Here is a 21,476-nt window from a genome sequence, read left to right as displayed (position 1 = left end):
AATACGTAGGGCTACGTATTGTTAGTTGTTACATACTTTCAAATTGATTTTATAGCGACTATATCACTCGCTCCTCAGTGCTTTAACAGGGTTACTTGTAGCGGTTTTTACCGATTGAAAACCTACGGTGAGCCAAGCAATAACGGTAACGAGAATAACGGGGATTAAAAACAGCAAGGGATTATTAATGTTAATTTGATAGGCAAATGTGGCCAACCAATCTTGCATAATCCAGTAGCCAGTTGGAATGGCAATTAAGGAGCCAATAGCTACTAGTTTAGTGAAATCTGATACCACAAGCATGGTTAAGCTTTTAACGGATGCTCCAATTACTTTTCTTACCGCTATCTCTTTTCTTCTTCTTTCTAAGGTAAATGCTGCCAAAGCGAAAAGTCCTAAACAGGCAATGGCAATGGCCAAACCTGATGAAACGGTAAACAGCTTTCCAAATCTTCGTTCTTCTTCATAAAGTGAATTGAAAGAGTCATCGAGGAAAACAAAATCAAAGGGTTCATCTTGTACCATGGCATTCCATTCAGACTCCACTTGTTTTACGGTTTCCCCGAAATTACCCGTTACTTTAAGCGATAAGTAATTGCCTCCGTACCAGTCAGCTTCCATCCTTCCGTCCTCAAACATTCTTCTCAAGATTAAAGGCTCAATAGATCGTTTTAAACTCTCATAATTAAAATCTTTCACTACACCTATAATTGTATAATCTTCACCATCGCCCCTAGAAACCTTTTTGCCTATCACATTTTCAAAGCCCAACTCCTTTTTTGCACTTTCATTAATTACTGCCACAGCAGAATCGGATGCCAATTCATTGGAATAGAAACGGCCTTCTACCAGTTGTAAGCCCATGGTTTCCAAAAAATCATCGGTAGTAAACATATTCATCAGGTTGAAATGTCGAGGATTGTCTTCCATTGTTGAATACCCCCAGTCTGCTATACTGCTCGAAACATATTGATTGGTAAGTGTAAGCGATTCGATATTTGGTTTTTGAAGTAGCTGATTTTTAAAAGCAGATAGCTTTTCTCTTAAGAGGCCTGTATTTTTAACTACCATAATTTGTTCTGGCTGAAAACCTAGCTTCTGCTGCCCCATAAACCTAAGCTGAGAAAAAACAATCATGGTGCTAATAATTAAGAAAATCGAAATGGCAAACTGAAATGCTACCAATCCCTTTCTCAAAAACACATTACCACCTCCTGCTTTGTTTTCTCCTTTTAATGCTCTAAGTGGGTTAAAGCCAGAAAGGTAAAATGCTGGATAACTGCCTGCTAAAAGTCCAACCACGAGTACTAAACCAAACAATAAAAGCAGCGTGCTTGGTGCTAACAAATCCGTATAACTAAAATTTCGATTTGCCAATTCATTAAAACCACCCAGAACTAGGCTGGCCAAGCCCATGGACAGGATCATGGCCAAAACACTAATCATCATAGACTCCACCAAAAATTGATAGACCAACTGATTGCGCCTAGAACCCAATACCTTACGCATACCAACCTCTTTGGAACGGGCAGCGGAGCGTGCTGTAGAAAGATTCATAAAATTGATGCTGGCAATTAACAGAATGAAAACTGCCACGGCAGAAAATATGTAGACATTGTTAATATTTCCTTGCGAACCTAAAGCCATATGTGGGTAATACAAGTGAAGGTCTTTCATGGGTTTTAAAGTGAAAGTTCCTTGTCTACCACCTTCAGCCAAATACTCTTCATAGTTTGTGTGCCCTGTGTATTTCACCAAATCCGGACCAACATATTTGGCAACGAAATCAGGATACTTGGCTTCTACAGATTCGGGTGTAGCACCCGCTACCAGTTTGGCATAGGTAAAGAAGTTATTTCCCGTCCAGTTGCCTACCGTAATCCAGCTTTCGTGCGGGAATGATTCAATAAAATTATAATGGAAATGGGTGTTCTTTGGCGGATCGGCCACCACACCTGTAACCTTAAGCGAATTACCATTAACAGCAACCAACTGTCCATAGGCCTCTTGTTTAGGGAAAAGCTTGCTAGCTAAACCTTCAGTCAATACAATTGAATTTGGCTCAGTCAATGCTTTATCGGGGTTTCCTTCTACAAATTTTACAGTGAAAATTTTATGAAAAGTAGAATCGGCTGAAAAGCCTTCCTGTTCTTTAAATATCTGATTATTGACTTTAAAAGTCTGATCGTATGGGCCTGACAAACGAACAACCTCTTCGATTTCGGGGAAATCCATTTTGGATTGAGCACCAAGTCGAGCTGGTGTGTACTGACCGCTCTGATTATTGGCAATTCGGTAAACACGGTCTACATCTTTATGAAAATTATCGTAGCTAAGCTCGTTAGTAATGTAGAGCATAATGAGCAAGCAGGCCGCTAAACCTAGTGAAAGCCCTGAAATGTTGATTATGGAAAAAAACTTTTGGCGAACCAAACTCCTGACCGAGATTTTAAAATAGTTTTTGAACATGGCAATGTTGTTTAATGAGTTAATATCTTCTAGACCTTTGATATATTTTGGACGGAAGAACCGAAGTACATCCCATCCGAATTTGCGTTTTGCTACCTTTAAACCGTCTGTTTCGACCCTCTTATAAAACAGTTCATAGGCATCCCCTTCAATGATTTCCCTCACACGTGGCTTACAATACAATTGAAGAAACCAAAGCGCCCAGCGTGGTGGATGGTGATCAAATTGAGGCATATTGATTCAGACCAAAATCTATATTTGGTATTTGTTCGTGCAGTCGGTTACGCTGTTCGCGCACAAAATTGAGGGCCTTATTTCCTGCAACGGTCACTGTAAAAAATCGCTTTCTCCTACCTCCTCTTTCATTGGTGGCTCCTCCAACTTCGGACTTCAAAAAACCTTTACTTTCCAATCTATCTAAAGCCGAATGCACAGCACTGATATTGATCTTACGCTCAGTTTGCACCTCAATTTCTTCCATCACACTAATGCCATAGGCATTGTCGTTCAGAATGGCTACAATAAGTAAAACCAGTTCTTCGAACTCCCCTAGGTTTATTCTCTGCATCTGTTTTTTATTAGTTTCACAATAGTAAATGAAATACATATGTTTCACTATTGCAAATGAAATAAAACAGAGTTTACTGAAACGGAATATTTGTGTAGTGAATTGGGCATTTGATATCAGTCAACAGTCGATTGACTAATGACTATTGACTAAAGCTAAAATTCAATACCCTCTATTCAGATCGACTTGGTGCAGTAATGGTGTTTCGTTAACTAACCTGTCGATGTTTTCTTTTAGAAGTTTTAAAGCCGATTCTGGTGAGGTTACGCTAGCCACATGAGGGGTAACCGTTATCTTTTTGTGTGCCCAGAATGGATGGTCATTTGGAAGCGGCTCTTGGTGAAAAACATCTAATATAGCACCAGAAAGGTGATTTTCGTCAAGAAGTTTTATTAGGTCATTATCTACTAAATGATTGCCTCGGGCTACATTAATCAAGTAACAACCTTTTGGCGTTTTGCTGAGCAGTTCATAGTTCAAAATACCAACCGTTTTGGGAGTGATGGGCAGTAAATTGACCAAAACATCTAGTTCAGAAAGGAATGTATCGAGCTGATTTTCATCATAACACTTCACTCCTTCAATCTGCTTTTGAGTTCTAGAATAGCCCGAAACCTCAAAACCAGCCGCATAAAGTTGTTTAGCCAAATGTCCACCAAGTTCTCCAAGCCCCATTACCCCTACTCGGAGTTTATTGTAGGTAATGCGTTCCCAGTGAGACTTTTGTTGGTTCTGCTGAAGCAATCTGAAATTTCTTTGATGCATGATTACGCTCATCATCACATAATTTGTCATATCGGTAGTTAAGTTCGGGTCTACAATTCGGGTGATGGGAATATTTCTTGGAATTTGAGGGTCCGTCATTAAATGATCTACCCCTGCTCCTAGCGAGCTGATCCATTTTAAGTTGGGCAGTTTTTCAATCACTCCTTCAGCCAAAGGCTTCCAAACAAAAAGTGCTTGTACATTGCTCAAATCTTCTTCCGTAGGCCAAACATAAATTTTGCCAACCAATTCCGACTGGCTCAATCCTTCGACCCATGCTTTTGGATCCCATACTGAAGTTGAAAGTAGAATATCTATTTTTTGCTTACCCATTTTGAATCTTTAATGTAAAATCGCCAAGGTTTCAACGCGTCTTCTTCCGCATAATCCACCCCTATTCGTGTAGTTGAAGTTATTTGCTCTTCAGAAACTTCGGCTTGGTCTTCAATCCATATTTCATTTTCCAAAAGGCTAAGTCCATTATGCGTTTTAGTATTTAAACCCAAAGCCTTACCTACATTTCCTGGACCCGAAGTTAGCGCTTTGGTCAACTTATCAAACCCTCTTCTTTTAAGCATGGCATCAATTCCTTCGATCGGTTCAAACGCCCTAATCAAAACCGCATCGGCCTGCCCTTCTACATTCGTTACAATATTGATCATATGATGAATCCCATAGCATAGATAGACATAAGCATAACCTCCAGCTCCATACATCACTTCAGTTCTTGATGTACGCAGTCCGTTATTTGCATGGCAGGCTTTATCGTTTCTGCCAGAGTACGCCTCAACTTCAGTGATAAAACCAGCAGTAATCACGCTATTAAAGTTGGTAACGAGCTTTTTGCCCAAAAGCTTCTTAGCTAAAACATCTACATTATTCCTTTCGTAAAAGCTCCGAGTTAATTGCATTAAATGAAATATTACTGACCAAACACTACCGAAATCCTTTGCATCAAACTTATTATACTGAACCTAAAACAAGAAATTCAGTTTAGTGTAATGAATCAAAATTCGATTTTAAAAATTTACCACTAAATTTATAGCTATGAAAAGAACACTGACCCTAATTGTAATGCTTGGCCTTTTTGTTTTTACTCAAAATGCCTTTGCTCAAAAACCAGCTGCTAGCCCATTGGTTACAGTAAAACAAATGATTGGAACTACCGAAATGGAATTGGTGTATAGCCGCCCTAGCCTTGATGGAAGAGATGTAAATGAATTGGTAAATAAATTAAACAATGGTGTGTGGCGCACAGGCGCAAATACGAATACTATTATTGGTTTTGATAAAGACGTAATGATTAACGGTAAACCAATTAAAGCTGGACGCTACTCATTATGGACTGTACCTGGTGACACTACTTGGAAAATTATTATTAGCAGCATTACTGATAAATGGGGAACGGCTTATGACAACTCTGGTGATGTATTAAGCTTCTTTGTTCCGGTAACTAAAACTTCTAACAACGTTGAGACATTTGTGATTAACCTTACTGATTTCGATAAAAACTCTAAAGACAAAGGGAATATCGAATTAGCTTGGGGAAATCTTTCTGTGAAATTCCCGATAAAAGTGAACAACTAATTCGCACAGAAAAAAGTATAAGATAAGGTCGACCAAAATGGTTCGGCCTTTTTTTATACCCTATTGAACTTAATTAAGGGAAAACGGATTGCTGAACTGTTACAGAGTAATCCTTTATATTTGAACCGCACAAACACAAAACAACATGAGAAAATATTCATTTGTACTAACTGCACTATTAATTAGTGTAATGGCCATAGCCCAAATTAAAATGCCTCCTGCCAGCCCAACTTTTGAGTTGAAAGGCACTGTAGGATTGGCAGATGTAAAAGTAGTCTATTCTAGACCCAGCGCCCGTGGCCGACAAGTGGCAGGTGCATTGATTCCTTACAATGAAGTATGGAGAACAGGTGCTAATGCTTCAACAAAAATTACTTTTAGTGAAAACGTAAAATTAAATGGCAACCCCGTGCCTGCTGGTACCTATGCACTTTATACAATATTTACAGAAGAAGTAGCTACTATTATTTTGAGCAAAAACCTTACATGGTGGGGCGCTATTGGTTATGACAAAAAGGACGATCTCTTAAGATTTGACGTACCTGTGAAACACCCAAGCAGCATGTACGAAACCTTTACTATTAGCTTTTCAGACTTTACGATGAACTCTGCCAACTTTAACATGAAGTGGGAACATACTAAAGCAATGTTCACGATCGAATCAGATGTGGACAGCAAAGTAATGGCAGATATCAAAGCCCAAGTAATCGACAAAAAACCTTCTGATGCTGGTGTATACTTTCAAGCTGCTGGTTATTATTACGATACAAATCGTGATCCTCAATTGGCTTTAGAGTGGGTAAACAAGGCCATAGCAGGTAGCGCAGATGAACAATATTGGGTAATTCACCTCAAAGCCAAATTACAAGCCAGATTAGGAATGAATAAAGAAGCCATTGCTTCGGCACAAAAATCAATGGCACTTGCTAAAACTGGTGGAAACCCTGATTATGTTAGGTTGAACGAGAAGTTGATTGCTTCGTTAAAATAAGATTACAATAGCTGAAAAATACAGAAAGAGGTTACCAAAACGGTACCCTCTTTTTTCTTTTTATGGGCTTGAATTGAAATAAGAAACCAGTCAAAATATTCTGCACCTGACAGTAAGGCTTACCTTTCAGTCCACTAAACAAAATAAAGTCTGACAAAAACATATCCTTGTCATTGCCTGAATACCTTATTCTAGATAAACAACTGACAAAAACCTGACAAAACTTCACGTTTAGCGATTGGCACATTTAATGCAAATGGGCTCCTCGACAAATTGTTTTAACACTTAACTATTTATAGAAAATGTCAAAAGTAAACATCACTCCATTAGCCGACAGAGTTCTAGTAGAACCTGCCGCTGCTGAAGAAAAAACTGCTTCTGGTTTAATCATTCCTGACACTGCGAAAGAAAAACCACAAAAAGGTATTGTAGTAGCAGCTGGAGCTGGAAAAAAAGATGAGCCTTTAACTGTAAAAGTTGGCGACACTGTATTGTACGGTAAATATGCTGGCACTGAGATTTCAGTAGAAGGTAAAGACTACTTAATCATGAGAGAGTCTGACATTTTTGCAATTGTTTAATCAAATCAGAAATTAAAAATCTAAAATAAAATGGCTAAAGAATTATTCTTTCGTAATGACGCTAGAGATCAGCTGAAAAAAGGTGTTGACACCTTGGCAGATGCTGTAAAAGTAACATTGGGTCCAAAAGGTAGAAACGTAATCATCGACAAAAAATTCGGTGCCCCTACTGTAACTAAGGATGGTGTTTCTGTAGCAAAAGAAATCGAGCTAAAAGAGCCAATCGAAAATATGGGTGCTCAGTTGGTTAAAGAAGTTGCTTCTAAAACTGCTGATAGCGCTGGTGACGGTACTACTACTGCCACTGTTCTTGCTCAATCAATTTTTAACATTGGTATTAAAAACGTTGCCGCTGGTGCAAACCCAATGGACTTGAAAAGAGGTATCGACAAAGCAGTTTCTGCAGTAGTTGCTAACCTTCAAAGTCAATCAAAATCAATCCAGAACTCTAACGAGATCAAGCAAGTAGCTACCATTTCTGCCAATAACGATGAGGAAATCGGGCAAATGATTGCTGATGCGATGGACAAAGTTGGTAAAGACGGTGTAATCACTGTTGAAGAAGCAAGAGGTACTGAAACTGAAGTAAAAACTGTAGAAGGTATGCAGTTTGACAGAGGTTACCTTTCTCCATACTTCGCAACCAACACAGAGAAAATGGAAGTAGAGATGGATAATCCATACATCTTGATCTACGACAAAAAAATCTCTTCAATGAAGGAGTTACTTCCAATCCTTGAGCCAGTAGCTCAGAGCGGAAAGCCTTTATTGATTATTTCTGAAGATGTAGATGGCGAAGCCCTTGCAACTTTAGTTGTAAACAAAATCAGAGGTTCTCTAAAAATTGCTGCGGTTAAAGCTCCAGGCTTTGGCGACAGAAGAAAAGCAATGTTGGAAGACCTTGCCATCTTAACTGGTGGAACTTTAATTTCTGAAGAAAGAGGTTATAAGTTAGAAAACGCTACTATGGAGTACCTAGGTACTGCTGAAAAAGTGAACATCGACAAAGACAACACTACCATTGTAAATGGTGCAGGTTCTGAAGCCGATATCAAAGCTAGAGTAGCGCAAATCCAGCAGCAAATTGAAAACACTACTTCTGATTACGACAAAGAGAAATTGCAAGAAAGACTTGCGAAACTTTCTGGCGGTGTGGCCATCCTTTACATTGGAGCAGCTACTGAAGTAGAAATGAAAGAGAAAAAAGACAGAGTTGACGATGCATTGCACGCAACCAGAGCAGCCGTACAAGAAGGTGTAGTTGCTGGTGGTGGTGTAGCGCTTATCAGAGCAGCTGCTGCTTTAGATAGCGTAGAAACCGACAACGAAGACCAAGCTACTGGTGTTAACATCATCAGAATAGCAATTGAATCTCCATTAAGAACAATTGTTGCCAACTGTGGTGGTGAAGGTTCTGTGGTAGTAAACGAAGTGAAAAACGGTAAAGCGGATTACGGTTACAACGCTCGTACTGAAAAGTATGAAAACCTAATTGCTGCGGGTGTAATTGACCCAACTAAAGTAACTCGTTTAGCACTTGAAAATGCTGCTTCTATTGCTGCACTTCTATTGACTACTGAATGCGTAATTGCAGAAGAAGTTGAAGAAGGTGGCGGAATGCCAATGCCTCCAATGGGCGGTGGAATGGGCGGCATGATGTAATCTGCTTCGCAGATTAGTATTGAGTCCTTAGTACCTAGTACTTAGAAATATAGAGAGCCTGATTCGAAAGAGTCAGGCTCTTGTGTGTTTAGGCCTACGCTCATATGCTATTCTATTGCTTACAATGGATGGATTGATACCACTGTCGTAGGTTCTCCGAACCTGTGACCATCAATTGATAAAGAACTCTGTCCTTAAAGTGTAATGAAAGTAATATAGTCTTTTAGACCCTTCGTAACCTCAGGGAAAGAAAAGAGGCAGTTTACGTATAATCATCTTTAGTGTTTAAAAAGTCAATACACAATACAATTGTCTCTTGTTTGCACTCGGTTTTTCATCCTGAGTGGCAGCGAAGGATCTAAATAGAAAAGTATTAGCAAACGGATCCTTAAACAAGTCTCTACTAATCCTCGTTTGCAACGAAAATTTAATGCAAAGCCCTTAAAGCAAAGCCACTGTCGTAGGCTTTCTAAACCTGTGACTAACTATTACTACTTTAATAAGCGAATTGTATTATCAAATAAATTCTCATCTGATCGAGTGCCGAATGGATCGATAGCAACATGTGTTGGCAGTTGGTCGACAATCAACTTGAATTGCATTTGCGTTTGATTGACCTGATGAGGTGCCAAATAAATAATCGACTCTTCATTACTAACATTTTCAGGTGATGCTGTAAAAAGGCCTATTGAAATAGGTTCGTCAATGGTTATTTGTTCTGAAGCACCATTTTCTTGAGTTTGAAAACGTTTAGCGTTTATGGTTAACGAAACCTCATACTTACCAGATTCCAGTTGTTGATATTCCGCCTCTTCCACAGATAAATCGTAGGTGATTACTTTCTTGAACCAATCGTCAATCAGCGCATGATATTGTTTAGGTGTTACTTTGTACAGTTCATCCAGCAAAACCAGAGTATTTACTGAATAATCATAATCCGCTCTTTGCCGATCAGTAATCGTTTTTAGCACCTGATTTACAGCCTCCTCTCCTATTAAATCTATCAAGGCCAACATCACCGTTAAATTTTTCCCGTAGCCAATGTAACTCTCTCCCAATTGTTTATAAATAGGCGGTTCAGGCTCACTAGCAAAAGATCTTCCTTGAAAATAGCGTCTGTTGGCGTTTTCAGCCAAGTTCCAAACCGAACCTTTTCCGTAGTGTTTCTCCATTATTATAGCCTCGGTGTATTTGGCTAAGCCTTCTACGAAAAAACTTGCTCCCTCTCCTCTATTAGGCGATAATATATGTCCCCACCATTGATGCGCCACTTCGTGAATGGTTCGTTTTGCTACAATATCGAAGCCATTTGGATCACGAATATCAGCTAGATAAAGCCTATCTTCCACCATACTGATAAGGCCAGGGTGAGCGTAGCCTCCAAAACTCCAATGGGCAGGCACTTCTGCAATACGGATGTAGTCAAACGGATATGCACCAACATTTTCGATGCAGTAATCTAGCGTTAACTCAGTGCTTTCAGTAATGCGATCAATATTATAGCTATGGCTAGGGTGATAGTATTGTTCGATGGAAACACCATTGTGTTCGTCCTTCTTTATGGCAAAGTCAGCAGAGAAATAACCTATAGCTGGCAAAATTGCTAAAGTGGCTTTATAGTGAAAATAGTTTCTATTGTCTGCAGTCCACTGATTGATTAAGTTGCCAGAAGACACTGCTGTTTGATTGGCTTCTGTTGAAATTACCGTCTCAAAACTTGCCCTGTCTAATTTATTGCCATAAACTTCTAAGTGACCTTCAATTGATGCCTCTCGCTCCTTTTTTGGTAAACCTCTCTTTTCACGCTCAAAATTATTATCAATTTCACTACCAACATTATAACCAAAACTAGGGTAAAAAGCATTGAAGGAAAGGTATGTACCATTCTTTACTACCGAATTATTTACTTCATAGCCTTTTATTCGCTTATTAATTTCATAAGTCATCTCTACCTCTTCTTCAGGCTGAATTGGCTGTTTAAATTCAAAAAGATAAGTTCCAGTCAGGCTATCATACTCCACCAAATTTGCACCTTCAATTTGAATTTTAGCCATTTGTTCTTTCTCTTGAACAAGCATTTCAGAAATAGATTTTGAGCTTTCATTCTTCAAAATCTCATTTGCTCTTAGGTCATAACTTTGTTCATTCGGATACAAGTCCAATTCCGTTTTCAGTGCTATACGGTTTAATGTTGCTAAGCCGTGAAATTGCTTGAATTTACGCTCATAGCGTTCTTGTGTATTAAGGTAGTCGTCTATACTTCTGTACTCCGACAGCACATTAGTGTTATAATAAATAAGGCTTCCTGAACTCAAAAATAGAACGCCAAAGACACTTACCGCAGTAAGCTGACTTTTCCTCCAACTACTAGTAAATTTTTGAACTTGAGATTTAAAATCTGAATTCGCTCCTCTTTTCAGAATCTTGAACGAAATAAGAGCCAAGATTCCACCCAACGAAAACCAATACATGGTAAGGTGATAAAAATCCTTTGTGCTCTGTGCAAATCCATTCATCTCAGTGTAACTCGGCAATGGGATATAACCTAAACGTAACATCGGATGCTGAATACCAATGGAAGGGCCTGCAAAATTGAGCAGGGCAATAGCGAGCACCGTCAGCCCCATGCCCAAGTATTTATTAGGAATTATAGATTGGAGAAATAGTGCAAATAAGCTGTAAAGCACAAAGGGTGCTCCATTATAGTAATACAAAGAAGCATACAATGGCCAATTGAATTCATAGAATCCTGTTGAGATTTGAAAAACCACGGACATTAATATGGCCGATGAAATCAGAATAATGGGCAGTAAAAGTAAGCTTACCCATTTAGACAAGAATAAGGCAATATTTGAAACCGGTGTAACATCTAGAATTCCTTCGAATTTGTAATCCCTGTTTCTATTGGCCAGTTCGCCACTATAAAAAACAATGAGAAGTAGAGCAAAAATTTCGAGTGGCTGTAAAAAATTGGTAATCAAAATGTTCGAGGTAGCATAAAGGCTATCGTGGTATTCACCTCCTCCTTGAATTCTTGAAACAAATTCTGAAATTACAATAAAAAGCCAAGCTAAAATGATGGCCCAAAAAGGGAGACTTTTAAAAGCAGCCCTCATATCTGATTCTATTAATGAAGTAAATGCCAACCGTCTTCCCTTAGCATTAAGGTTAATATCAATAGGGCGATAAGCTGTTTTACACACCTTAGTCCTTACTGCCTTCTTTTCCTTCTTCAGCCTTTGATTGACCATTTTGAACGAGAAGAATTTATAGCTAAGCGCTAATATGCCAAAACCAAAAAGCACCCAAATCAATCTATTCTGTAATAAAAATCCTGAAAGCGATAGTAATTCGGTGTTCTTTTCAAATGGAGTCCAAAACTGAGTTTGTTGAAAAAATGCAGCAATTCCGAATGGATCAAGCAAAGCAGCTATCATCATTCCACTTTCTGTGGGGGGAATAGATTGTGCAATCAAAGGTGAGTTGAGCACAATAGAACAGACAATATAGAGTACGTAAATGCTAGTGGCACCTAAATAAGTAGCTATGTTATTCTTGGTTAATAGTGCCACCGAAAAAAGGATTGCCGAAACGATAAAAGTATTCGGCAAAATAAAGATAACCCAAGGCCACAAATAGGCCATGAGATTGAAGTCTGATAACCGATCTGGATCAAGACCAGGAGACTGCGTACCGATTAAAAAGCCAATAAAGAATGGGGAAAATGTCAAAAGTCCAAATAGAAAAACCCCAAAAAATCGACTTACAAAAAACTGAAATTTGGTAATGGAAGTAGTGAATATAATACTGTCCATTTTATACCTTAAATCACGTAATAGTCCGCTAATGGCGAAAAACATGATAATAAACACGGTGCCCAGCGACATAAATGAAGTATAATAACTTATTTGATGTGCCGAGTTAAAGTTAACGTTGGCTGGAGCAAAATTCTGCTTGCCTATCATAAGGCCATACAACAAGAAAATCATAGAAAGGCCAATCAGTGCTCGTTGTTTTCGCTGATAAAAGACCTCAAATTTCAATAAATCAATAATCATAGCAATATCAGTTTGAGGCGTTTTTGGGTTTTTGGATAGATGCGAAATAGACATCCTCTAAATCGGGAATCTGTTGCTCAAAACCGACTTTGGGGCAAGAATCAGCCAAAACGCGTATCTGGGTTTGTCCAGAAACCAATTTAGTAGAGATCACATTGTACTGCGTTTTGTATTCAGAAAGCTCGGTTCTAGGAATAGATTTCGTCCAGATTTTATTGTTCAATTCAGCCACCAGTTTCAGTGGGCTGCCTTCTTTTACAATTGCCCCTTCTGAAAGAATGGCCATTTTTGGGCAGAGGTCATATACATCTTCAACAATGTGGGTAGACAGAATTACGATTACGTTCTCTCCTATTTCGCTAAGCAAATTTAAGAAGCGATTTCGCTCTTCAGGGTCAAGACCAGCGGTAGGTTCATCCACAATAATCAACTGAGGATTTCCAAGTAATGCCTGTGCAATGCCAAATCGTTGACGCATTCCACCAGAATAAGTGTGTACCGATTTTTTTCTGTGCTGATATAAATTGGTTTGTTGCAAAAGTGCCGCCATCTGCTCTTTTCTTTCCTCCTTGTTCGAAAGCCCTTTCAACACCGCAATATGATTGAGCAATTGCTCAGCAGAGACTTTTGGGTACACTCCAAACTCTTGTGGTAAATAACCCAGCTTACTCCTCACCTCTTCAGGTTGAGCAATAATATCAACATCATTAAACTTAATAATGCCTGCCGAAGGCTCTTGCAACGAAGCAATAGTTCGCATTAAAGATGATTTACCTGCTCCGTTTGAGCCAAGCAAACCAAACATTCCGTTGGTGATGGTGAGCGATACATTGTTTAAGGCTTTAACACCGTTTGAGTAAGTCTTAGAAAGCTGTTGTACGCTAAGCGTGTTCATAGTCGGTACGAGTTAATTTTTCAATTTCTCGAACCTAATTGCAATGAAAAAACTGTACAATTAAAGATGACGATCGCATCTAATTCCATGTCAAACCCTTACCAGCTATGATCAAATACGGTTGGACATAAAAAACACAGCGTTCACATGGCTTTTGTTAATGTATGTCCAAATTGCTTGTTGCATATTGAGGGAATGGTATTTTTGAACAATGACGGCTTTTCTTAAAAAATACAGCGGCTTTCTTATTGGCTTGGCAACTTTATTGGTGCTGACCCAAATACTTTCTAGTCTTAAATTAATTTTGATTGATCCCGATGAATGGTTAACCAATACACTGTTCTTTGTTTTTTGGTGGCTAGTCTTTTCTTTCCCCATTTATAAATACAAATACATTCTTCAACATAAGTTGGTGGCCTATAAAGTACTAGGGCTTTCTGTTTGCCTTATTTTAATGGTCATCATCGACAGCTATTTCAATATTCCAGATAACCCTGGAACCATCTTCTTGCTAGTTACTTTATGGCTTGGTTTGTTTTACCTGTTTATACCCAAGTTTTTTACTAAATATCAGCGTTATATTATTGGAGTGTACGCTATTATTTTGCTCTATTTCTTTTACGTCCGCCTGTCGGCAATCAGTTTTGAAGATTATGTGAGCAATGACAAAGAAACAGCCTTCGCTCTCTTCTTTTTGCCAATTCCTTTCTTGATTTTAGTATGGGTTTATGATCAGTGGAAATGGTTGAAAACACTCAAGGCCGATAAGTCAAAAGCGGAATTGGAGTTGCTCAAAACTCAAATCAACCCCCATTTTTTCTTCAATACACTAAATAATCTCTATTCCCTTACTGTGAAGCATTCGGATAAAGCACCTGAGGTAATTTTGAAACTTTCGGAAATGATGCGCTATACCATTTATGAAGGGAAAAAAGAATTTGTGCCGCTTCGCGAAGAAGTGACTTATTTGGAAAACTACATTGAATTACACAAAATCAGGTACCAGAAAAAGGTCAATATTGAGTTCAGTCATAGTATTGAGCAAGAAGTTAAGGTAGCTCCCCTTTTGTTTATTATTCTGTTAGAAAACGCTCTCAAACATGGTGTTGAGTCCTTAACCGATTCGGCTTATGTAAAAATAGATTTGAGTAGTTCTAATAGACATATCCGTTTTAGCATAGAAAACAATTACGAACCTTTGGAAATCAATGAAAGCAAAGGCATTGGATTAGAGAATCTAAAGCGTAGATTAGAATTGATTTATCCCAAAACACACGAACTGAACATCCATAAAACGGCCAGCACCTTTGCTGTAGATTTAAAAATAAGCCACCAATGATAAAATACATTATTGTTGACGATGAACCATTAGCACACGAACTAATTGAAGAGTTTTGTGGTATGCTTCCCCATTTAAAACTGGAAAAGAATTGCTATAATGCCATGGAAGCCATTCAGTTTTTAAACAGCAAATCTGTAGACCTTATTTTTCTAGACTTGAACATGCCCAAACTAAAAGGCTTTGATTTTCTACGAACACTTACCGACCCACCAGCCGTAATTGTCACTACAGCCTACAAAGAATTCGCCTTAGAAGGTTATGAGCTTAATATAGCCGATTACTTACTCAAGCCCTTCAGTTTCGACCGATTGGTAAAGGCGGTAAATAAGGCCATTGGCACAAAAACACCTTCTAAACAGCCAGAATCAACACCGACCAATCGCGGTCGTTTCTTTATCAAAGGAAACAAAAAGTATCATCAAATCTCGTCTGAGGATATCTTGTATGTGGAAGCCTATGGCAATTACAGCAAACTGTATTTTGAAAACGAAATGATTATTAGCCACGAAAACATAACGTATTACGAAGAAATGCTTGACGAAAATGAATTTCTGCGCGTGCACAAATCATTTATTGTGGCTTTAGACAAAATCAACCTGATTGAAGGCAACAGAATCAAGATTGGCCAGAAAGAAGTGCCTATTGGCCAAACGTATAAGAGTGCAGTTGGAAAACTTTATAAATAGTTTAAAAAGTGGCAATACTCCTTTTTCGGTACAAGCCCTAAACCCTCTTTAGTAGTAGGCATTTGTGTAAGTATTGGCTCATATTTGAATAGACAAATCACTATCCGATTTTAAATTTTATTTAAATCACTTTTCACCAAATTTTTCAAACCATGTCATTAGTCATAAACACAATCGTAGCAATCCCAAATAACAAAACAGTTGCTATTCAAGATATTGCCATTGGAGACAAAGTGGAAACCTTTAATTATTCTACACAAAGCGGTCTTTCTAAAGGCAATCCATTAATAGTCAAAATGTCTAATGGCACTGGTAACACTCCCATTTCTCAGAATATGATAAATATTAGTTTCGGAAATAACTCAAGCCTTATTTGCTCTCTAGGTCAGAAAATATTAACAGAAAATGGAAAGCTGAAAACGGCAAAACACTTCATGCCCAATGACAACATATTTTTAGCAGATGGATCAACCACAAAAATAGAGATGGTAGTGATGGGTACTTATCAAGAAGGCATTCATATGATTTCCCCCTCATTGAATCCAACTACTTCACTGAAACATGGTAATCTATTCTGTGCCAATGGCATTATTGTAGCAGACTATGCTTTAAACCTAGGAGAACCAGATAATGATGAACTTACAGGCTTAAATCCCGAGTAGAGAATCTCACTATATAAAACCCTTTAACCAATCCCTCAAACCAACATTACTTTTTAATTTTCAAATCAACTATTTTTGCAGAATTGGTGTTAGCCTAATTCAGAATTCAAATTAATGGCGAAAAGAGTAGTGGTAGGCCTTTCGGGCGGTGTAGATTCAAGCGTTACAGCACATCTGTTGATAGAGCAAGGTTATGAGGTAATCGGCATGTTTATGCGCAATTGGGTAGACGATTCGGTGATTATTTCAGAAGAATGCCCTTGGGTAGAAGACAGTAATGATGCTTTAGCCGTAGCCGAAAAGCTCGGAATTCCTTTCCATGTAATCGATTTGAGTGAGCAATACAAAGAACGTATTGTAGATTATATGTTTGCTGAATACGAAAAAGGCCGCACTCCCAACCCAGACATTCTTTGCAACCGCGAAGTGAAATTCGACATTTTCTTAAAAGCTGCCATGAAGCTTAAGGCAGATTTTGTAGCTACCGGACATTACTGTCAAAAGGAAACTATTGTTGAAAATGGAAAAGAAATTCATCGCCTATTAGCTGGCGCAGATGCCAATAAAGATCAGTCGTATTTCTTATGTCAACTGAACCAAGATCAGTTAGCCAAGGCACTCTTCCCTATTGGGCATTTACAAAAACCCCAAGTGAGGGCTATTGCCAAAGAGGCAGACTTAATTACAGCCGACAAAAAAGATTCACAAGGTCTTTGCTTTATTGGCAAGGTAAGATTACCTGATTTTCTACAGCAACAACTGGCTCCTAAAAAAGGGGAAATACGCGAATTAGAAGCAGATGCGGTTAATTTCAATTCCTTTCTTGAAAAAGACGTGTTTCATTTTGATACAAAACTAGAAGGACTCAAACACCACACTAAACCTTATGAATATACTCCAACAGACGGTAAAAAAATTGGCGAACACAATGGAGCGCATTATTTTACTATTGGTCAGCGGAAGGGTTTGGCTGTTGGCGGAACGCCAGAGCCACTCTTTGTAATTCATAAAGACACCAAGCAAAATGTTATCTATACTGGTCAAGGAGAAAACCATCCTGGATTATTAAGAAAGGGGTTATTTGTTCCAGCCAATGCAGTGCATTGGGTACGTCCAGACATGGCATTAAAAACAGGTGAATCGAAAGTTTACGATGCTAGAATTCGATATAGACAACCCTTAGAAAAGGCAGAGTTGTTTATGGAGGCTGATGGCCTTTATATCATTTTTGAGGAATATCAGAAAGGAATTGCATCAGGTCAGTTTGTAGCTTGGTATGACAAGAATGAGTTAATAGGCTCTGGCGAGATTCAGTAGTTTTATGTTTGATTTTAGACATTAGATATTAAACACTAAACCGCTAAGGGTTAAGGTATAATTGGCCAAAATAAAACCCCATTCAACTTTCGTTCAATGGGGTTTTGTATTTTTAGCTTAGGAAGCCTTAAACGTCAACCTTAGCGTATTTCGCATTCTTTTCAATAAAGTCTCTACGAGGTGGTACTTCATCGCCCATAAGCATTGAAAACAAGTGATCGGCCTCAACAGCCGATTCGACCGTTACACGTTTCATACTTCTAGTTTCTGGATCCATCGTAGTTTCCCAAAGTTGCTCTGGGTTCATCTCTCCCAAACCTTTATAACGCTGAATACTTACAGAATCTTCTTTTCCTGATTCTCCAGCCATTTCCTTGGTAATCTGAGCTCGCTGTTGCTCATCCCAGCAATAACGCTGATCTTTCCCTTTTTTGAGTAAGTACAAAGGAGGAAGCGCAATATACAAGTACCCAGCATCAATCAATGGTCTCATATATCTAAAGAAGAAAGTCAGAATCAAGGTACGAATGTGGCTACCATCAATATCCGCATCCGTCATGATTACGATTTTGTGGTAACGCAATTTCGTTAAGTTTAACGCCTTATCATCTTCTTCTGTACCAAAAGATACACCTAATGCCGTTATTATATTCTTAATCTCGTCATTATCATAAATCTTATGTTCTTGTGCTTTCTCTACATTAAGAATTTTACCTCTTAATGGAAGAATGGCCTGAAAGTTTCTATCTCTACCTTGTTTGGCCGAACCACCCGCAGAATCTCCCTCAACAAGGTATAATTCGCAAAGTGCAGGATCTTTCTCAGAGCAATCGGCAAGTTTACCAGGCAAACCAGTACCAGAAAGTACATTCTTTCTTTGTACCATTTCACGGGCTTTTCTGGCCGCATGACGTGCTTGCGCAGCTAGGATTACCTTTTGAACAATGGTTTTAGCCGCTTTAGGGTTTTCTTCTAAGAAATACTGAAGGGTTTCGCCCACAGCAGACTCAACAGCCCCCATTACATCATTATTACCAAGCTTTGTCTTAGTTTGGCCCTCAAACTGAGGCTCTGCCACTTTTACAGAAATAATTGCCGTAAGACCTTCTCTAAAGTCATCTCCGGTAATGTCTATTTTAATTTTATCAAGCAGACCAGATTTATCTGCGTAAGATTTCAATGTTCGTGTTAATGCTCTTCTAAATCCAGAAACGTGAGTTCCACCTTCAATGGTGTTAATATTGTTTACATAAGAAACTACATTTTCAGCATAAGATGAGTTATAACTCATGGCTACCTGAACAGGTACTTCGCCTTTAATATTTTCGATATAAATTGGCTCTTCAATCAGTTTTTCACGGGTAGCATCTAAATACTCCACAAACTCCTTCAAACCACCTTCTGAATGAAATACTTCGCCAAGGAAGTTACCATCATCATCTTTTTCTCTCTTATCGGTTAGGGTAATTGTAATGCCCGCGTTTAGGAAAGAGAGTTCTCTCAACCTTCCTGCTACAGTTTCATACTTATATTCCAGAACGGTAAAAATATCACCATCTGGCTTAAAGTGAACAGTAGTACCGGTTCTATCCGATTTACCAATCTCTTTAACAGGGTACTTAGGAATCCCTATTGAATATTCTTGTTGAAACTTTGATCCACCGCGCTCAACCGTCACAAGCATCATAGATGAAAGTGCGTTAACGCAAGATACACCCACACCGTGAAGACCTCCAGACACTTTGTAAGTATCCTTATCGAACTTACCACCAGCGTGAAGTACCGTCATTACTACTTCTAGTGCCGACCTTCCTTCTTTTTCGTGCATATCGGTCGGAATTCCCCTACCGTTATCTGTTACAACTACTGAATTGTCTTCTTCGATGGTTACTGTAATGGTATCGCAATGGCCTGCTAAGGCTTCATCGATAGAGTTATCTACTACTTCCCAAATCATATGGTGAAGTCCTTTAACCCCAATATCTCCAATATACATGGCTGGCCGCTTTCTAACCGCCTCTAAACCCTCTAAAACCTGAATGTTAACCGCTGAATATTCTTGATTCTTTTTCTCTTCGCTCATTGTGAATAAAAACTGTTAAAAAAGGAGGTTGCGGTCGGTTTCAGAATTAAATCCAAAGGACAATAGACCGCCCTCATACAACGTACGAAGATACGTAAAATAACTTAGAAATTGCCCACAGAAAGCATCACTAAAGTACAGGCTTCTTCACAAATTATACCTTGGGCTTCGGCCAGCTTTTTAAGTTCCTGATTTTCAGTTCCGGGATTGAAAATTATGCGTTTTGGCTTTAATGAAAGGATATAGCTGTACCACTCAATTTGGCGTTGCGGATTAATGTAAAGCGTAACGGTATCTACCTCATCTATTTTAGGTTCATCACGAATATTCAAAATTGATTTACCCAAAACTTGCCCTTCGCTAATACCTATAGGAATAAATTCATGGCCGTAGTTTTTAAGTCTTTCTGCTGCCATAAATGCGTAATTGTTCGTTTTTGGATTACTTCCAATGATTACTGTTTTTTTCACTTAACTATAATTAACGATTGACATGAAACTAAATGAATAACTTTGCGATTGCAATGTGAGTATAGCATACTCGTTTAGGCTTCGAACATCCAAAAGATTTATGAGAGTTCCATTAGTAGTAATATCAATATTTATTTCCACCCTCACCTTCGCTAGTGATTCACTTTTGTTCAACGAAATTAAGAATGAAAAAGATTGGCAAAAGGTAGTTGAATTGGCGAAAGCGCAGAACAAACTTTTGTTTGTAGATGCCTATGCCGACTGGTGTGCATACTGTCATCAATTAGATGAAGAAGTATACACTAATAATCAGGTAATCAAATACTTTAACAACAATTTTATTAACGTAAAATTTGATACGGAATCTGAATATGGTGCTCAATTAGCCAATATTTTTGGCGTATCAAGCTTGCCTACGTTATTCTTTATTACCGAAGATCAAGAAATCTTTGACACCATTTTAGGTTTTATTCCTGCCCCCGCCCTTATGGCCTATGGGCAAAGGGCTGTAGATGATTTCGCTCAACTTCCCATTCTAGAAAAGAAATATGACGACTTAATTGCTACCAATGAAGAAAAGCTTGAATTGATCCGAATTCTTGAAAATAAAGACTTTGAGCGTGCTGCCGAGATAGCAAAAGACTACATCAGTCAATTGAAGCTTGTAGACTACCTAGAGAATGTAGAAAACCTATGGTTGGTATCTAGATTTGAAAACCACTTAAGCTCTGCCCCCTATGGCTACATGACAACCCATAAGAGCGAGATTATTGAAGCGCATGGTATAGACGAATATGAAGACTACTTTAAAACAATCTACAACGACAACCTTCAGCTTGCTATAAAATATGGTGACGAAAACCTGCTGTATCAGTTGATTCGCGAAGTATTGCCTGAATTTCTTCCAGAAGTAGAAATTCCTGAAGCAGCCTTTATTACTAAAAAACTATACTTTGGACAGCGTAGAAATTATCAAAAATATCAGTTTGAAGTAAACAGCTATATGAATAATCATGTGGCTGCAGATTCAAAAGTTGATTTTCTATTTAGTAATGGGCTCGAAATTATCGAAGACCAAGAAGATGTTGCCATGCTTCAATTTGCGGCCAATTTACTTACCCAAGCCACAGCAATAAACCCAACTCACTTTGAAGCCGCTGCCCTATTGGGTTACGCTAAAGGTTTATTGGGCGATTATGATGTAGCCATTGCGCAAATTGAAAAAGCCAAAACCATTGCGCAAAATGATGAACAAAAAGAAATGGCAGATAGCCTAATTCTTGCCGTACAGCAGATGAAGGGGAGTTAGGATTTTGTAGAGTTAAACCCATTATCCTACT

At 38.5% G+C, this 21,476-nt stretch carries 17 protein-coding genes; 9 read left to right on the top strand and 8 right to left on the bottom strand.

The genetic code is table 11. From position 1 onward, the window contains the following. Positions 1-63: 63 nt before the first annotated feature. The 4 genes from OB69_RS02345 to OB69_RS02330 form a co-directional block, all read right to left on the bottom strand. Positions 64-2,703: an ABC transporter permease gene (locus OB69_RS02345; RefSeq protein ID WP_053222086.1), complete on the bottom strand. Its 2,640-nt coding sequence runs from the start codon at positions 2,701-2,703 to the stop codon at positions 64-66. Beyond that, positions 2,690-3,037, bottom strand: coding sequence for a helix-turn-helix transcriptional regulator (locus OB69_RS02340; protein WP_053222099.1), 348 nt, complete (start codon positions 3,035-3,037; stop codon positions 2,690-2,692). Before OB69_RS02340 ends, OB69_RS02345 begins: the two co-directional genes overlap by 14 nt. Before the next feature lie 162 nt (positions 3,038-3,199). After that, a complete protein-coding gene (locus OB69_RS02335) occupies positions 3,200-4,135 on the bottom strand; it encodes a 2-hydroxyacid dehydrogenase (protein ID WP_053222085.1) in 936 nt (311 codons plus the stop codon). After that, the gene (locus OB69_RS02330; RefSeq protein ID WP_053222084.1) at positions 4,117-4,713 is read right to left on the bottom strand and encodes a DNA-3-methyladenine glycosylase; all 597 of its coding nucleotides are present in this window, start codon (positions 4,711-4,713) and stop codon (positions 4,117-4,119) included. Before OB69_RS02330 ends, OB69_RS02335 begins: the two co-directional genes overlap by 19 nt. Positions 4,714-4,849: 136 nt before the next feature. Between OB69_RS02330 and OB69_RS02325 the strand changes: the two genes are divergently transcribed. The 4 genes from OB69_RS02325 (at position 4,850) to groL (ending at position 8,623) form a co-directional block, all read left to right on the top strand. Further along, the gene (locus OB69_RS02325; protein WP_053222083.1) at positions 4,850-5,389 is read left to right on the top strand and encodes a DUF2911 domain-containing protein; all 540 of its coding nucleotides are present in this window, start codon (positions 4,850-4,852) and stop codon (positions 5,387-5,389) included. Positions 5,390-5,534: 145 nt separating this feature from the next. After that, positions 5,535-6,380: a DUF2911 domain-containing protein gene (locus OB69_RS02320; RefSeq protein ID WP_053222082.1), complete on the top strand. Its 846-nt coding sequence runs from the start codon at positions 5,535-5,537 to the stop codon at positions 6,378-6,380. Positions 6,381-6,682: 302 nt separating this feature from the next. Continuing rightward, positions 6,683-6,961 (top strand): co-chaperone GroES, encoded by a 279-nt coding sequence (locus OB69_RS02315; RefSeq protein ID WP_053222081.1) that lies wholly within the window; start codon positions 6,683-6,685, stop codon positions 6,959-6,961. Between the two features lie 30 nt (positions 6,962-6,991). Further along, positions 6,992-8,623 carry a chaperonin GroEL gene (gene groL / locus OB69_RS02310; RefSeq protein ID WP_053222080.1) on the top strand — a complete coding sequence of 544 codons (1,632 nt, stop codon included), beginning with the start codon at positions 6,992-6,994 and terminating at the stop codon, positions 8,621-8,623. A 491-nt stretch (positions 8,624-9,114) separates the two neighbouring features. On the opposite strand, the gene OB69_RS02305 is transcribed toward groL, so the two are convergent. Together OB69_RS02305 and OB69_RS02300 are read right to left on the bottom strand one after the other, a co-directional pair. After that, positions 9,115-12,681: an ABC transporter permease/M1 family aminopeptidase gene (locus OB69_RS02305; protein ID WP_071426682.1), complete on the bottom strand. Its 3,567-nt coding sequence runs from the start codon at positions 12,679-12,681 to the stop codon at positions 9,115-9,117. Positions 12,682-12,688: 7 nt separating this feature from the next. Further along, positions 12,689-13,576, bottom strand: coding sequence for an ABC transporter ATP-binding protein (locus OB69_RS02300; RefSeq protein ID WP_053222078.1), 888 nt, complete (start codon positions 13,574-13,576; stop codon positions 12,689-12,691). A gap of 211 nt (positions 13,577-13,787) precedes the next feature. Here OB69_RS02300 and OB69_RS02295 point away from each other — a divergent pair, with 211 nt between their 5' ends. From OB69_RS02295 to mnmA, 4 genes are all read left to right on the top strand, one after another. Then, complete coding sequence (locus OB69_RS02295; RefSeq protein ID WP_053222077.1) at positions 13,788-14,915, top strand: sensor histidine kinase; 1,128 nt, start codon at positions 13,788-13,790, stop codon at positions 14,913-14,915. Then, the gene (locus OB69_RS02290) at positions 14,912-15,604 is read left to right on the top strand and encodes a LytR/AlgR family response regulator transcription factor (RefSeq protein ID WP_053222076.1); all 693 of its coding nucleotides are present in this window, start codon (positions 14,912-14,914) and stop codon (positions 15,602-15,604) included. Before OB69_RS02295 ends, OB69_RS02290 begins: the two co-directional genes overlap by 4 nt. Positions 15,605-15,756: 152 nt before the next feature. Beyond that, on the top strand, positions 15,757-16,266 hold the full coding sequence (locus OB69_RS02285) for a hypothetical protein (RefSeq protein WP_053222075.1): 510 nt from the start codon (positions 15,757-15,759) through the stop codon (positions 16,264-16,266). A 114-nt stretch (positions 16,267-16,380) separates the two neighbouring features. Continuing rightward, positions 16,381-17,583 (top strand): tRNA 2-thiouridine(34) synthase MnmA, encoded by a 1,203-nt coding sequence (gene mnmA, locus OB69_RS02280; RefSeq protein WP_053222074.1) that lies wholly within the window; start codon positions 16,381-16,383, stop codon positions 17,581-17,583. 127 nt (positions 17,584-17,710) lie between these two features. Here the strand turns inward: mnmA and gyrB are convergent, their stop codons facing one another. Further along, positions 17,711-19,666, bottom strand: coding sequence for a DNA topoisomerase (ATP-hydrolyzing) subunit B (gene gyrB, locus OB69_RS02275; protein ID WP_053222073.1), 1,956 nt, complete (start codon positions 19,664-19,666; stop codon positions 17,711-17,713). Between the two features lie 104 nt (positions 19,667-19,770). After that, the gene (locus OB69_RS02270) at positions 19,771-20,136 is read right to left on the bottom strand and encodes a CoA-binding protein (RefSeq protein ID WP_053222072.1); all 366 of its coding nucleotides are present in this window, start codon (positions 20,134-20,136) and stop codon (positions 19,771-19,773) included. 100 nt (positions 20,137-20,236) lie between these two features. On the opposite strand from OB69_RS02270, the gene OB69_RS02265 reads away from it, so the two are divergent. Beyond that, positions 20,237-21,445 (top strand): thioredoxin fold domain-containing protein, encoded by a 1,209-nt coding sequence (locus tag OB69_RS02265; protein ID WP_053222071.1) that lies wholly within the window; start codon positions 20,237-20,239, stop codon positions 21,443-21,445. Positions 21,446-21,476: the final 31 nt, after the last annotated feature.

The sequence above is a fragment of the Roseivirga seohaensis subsp. aquiponti genome (assembly GCF_001267955.1).
Taxonomy (GTDB): domain Bacteria; phylum Bacteroidota; class Bacteroidia; order Cytophagales; family Cyclobacteriaceae; genus Roseivirga; species Roseivirga seohaensis.
Note: the sequence above shows the minus strand (reverse complement) of the source record. Positions and strands in the feature narration are given on the sequence as shown.